The sequence below is a fragment of the Candidatus Cloacimonadota bacterium genome, from assembly GCA_011372345.1.
GTDB lineage: Bacteria > Cloacimonadota > Cloacimonadia > Cloacimonadales > TCS61 > DRTC01.
Genome location: DRTC01000043.1, coordinates 1 through 1,972, shown reverse-complemented (window position 1 = coordinate 1,972; position 1,972 = coordinate 1). Strand labels below are relative to the sequence as shown.

2 protein-coding genes are annotated in these 1,972 nt (G+C 38.1%); both read right to left on the bottom strand.

The genetic code is table 11. From position 1 onward, the window contains the following. Positions 1–1,466 (bottom strand): hypothetical protein (locus ENL20_00770; protein HHE37093.1); only part of this gene is annotated, 1,466 nt, incomplete at its 3' end. A 176-nt stretch (positions 1,467–1,642) separates the two neighbouring features. Further along, a partial coding sequence (locus ENL20_00765; GenBank protein HHE37092.1) for a T9SS type A sorting domain-containing protein occupies positions 1,643–1,972 on the bottom strand: 330 nt, incomplete at its 5' end.

Below are 1,972 nucleotides of genomic sequence, written 5' to 3'. Positions count from 1 at the left end.
ATCACATAACCTTCGATATCTCCCATTGCTCCCTGATAAAAGGTAAAAGTCGTATTGGGAAATTTTTCAAATCCCCAACCTTCAGGAGGATTTGCCGGATCGAGAACTATTACATCGTCTCTTTCATACCTGGTTCTGTCCAACATCTCAAGTGTTTCATCATGATAGAAGTTATCCAGTGAGCCATAAACTTGCGAATCCATCGGACGGAAAACCATTAAAACAAGATTGTCTCCTTCATACATATAGGGAAAATCAAGATTGATCGTTACAAAACTATTGCCAGCGGGGAAATTCACGAATCCGTCAAAAACCTGAGTTAGACTTGTGGAAGGGATCCAGCCGTCTGTCAGATTAGTTTGCGTTGTTTCACCCATCCACACCTGAACCGGTTTATGCATAAGATTCGTAGTAAAATCATTATAAAAAGTCAAAGCCGTGATCATTCCGGTTACTCCACCCAATTCTTCCGAAAAATATAGCATCTCGGTTAAACTGTTCAGATACTGAAAACAGACCGGTGTTCTGTTGTTCAATTCGGTCCCGTCACCAACTGTGATCTCAAAAATCCCTTGCGGAAAAACCTGAACTGAGAGATAACCTGTGATATTGTTAGCAGGATTTTCATCACCTTCGAGAAAAACTTCTCCAAAGATATTTACCGAACCTTCCGGTTCGTCACTCGGAACATTCCAGGTTAAAATGTAAGTAACAACTTCCTGCGGTTCAATGGTTTGATTTACATCGACGGTTGAGAGAATTTCTCCGTTTTCCTTTTTGAGAGTAACCGAATATTCATCTTGAGGATTGTTACCTACATTTTTTATTGTTATTTCGTAATTTTCAGTGTTTCCGGCGTTGACGATGGTTGATCCAGCAATCGATAAAGCAGCCAAATTATTATCATAAATAATAGAAATTTCGGCATTGATCTCAATATTATCGATCGTCCACCACCAATCCCAACCGGGCTGGACAGAATGGAATCTGACAAGTACATTGGATTGAAGTTCAACAAATTCTGTGATATCAAGTGTTTCATGTGTCTGCCTGACACTAACTCCGGCATAAGTTAAAACATTATTCCATGTACTGCCGCCATCACTACTAACATCTACATAACAGTAATCATCAGTATTGATTGCATAGAAATCCGAATCAAATTCCAGGATAATATCTGTGTAAGTGCTCATATCAATTGGTGTTGCTAATTCCAGAGTCGTGTCTGTTGTTGTTCCTGAACCGGCTTCGTCCGAATCTGCCGAACAAACATTACCGGAAGAAGTCGGCGGCATTGTATAACTGTTCGGATAAGGCGGTGAATAAATCGTCCAAAGTCCGACTCCTCCGTTGTTGATTACATTCCAGTTACCAAGTCCTGCTTCGAAATCATCGAAAAAAATCAGTTCGCTATTTGCATAAGTAACTAGCATTACAAAAATAATCACAAAATACACTTTTTTCATTTTATTATCTCCTCGTTTTTTTTGTAGAACGGAACTTTGTTCCGTTGTTTTTTAAACCTCCGATTCATTGAATCACAGATTCGCTGAATTACCGATTCGTTGAATCAGAAATTCGTTGAACCGATGGTTCATTGATATTTATGTTCATCTGGAAGTCAAGTTTTGAAAACTCAATCTCATCTGAACAACAAAATCTTCTTGATCTTACTAAATTTTTCCGATTCAAATTTATAGAAATATACTCCGCTGGCAACCGGTTCATTTTGTTTGTTCCTGCCGTTCCATTTGATATTAAAATTTCCATTCTCATATTTCTCATTAATTAAAGTTTTTACCAATTGTCCCTTTAAATTATAGATCGATAATTTCACAAAAGACCTTTCAGGAAGAGAAAAGGAGATATTAACTTCCGGATTGAACGGATTGGGATAATTGGAAATGAAGAATTCAGGTAGATCAAAATCTTCATCTGTTTTGGTTGTGAGGGAATCCAGACGACCGGAAGT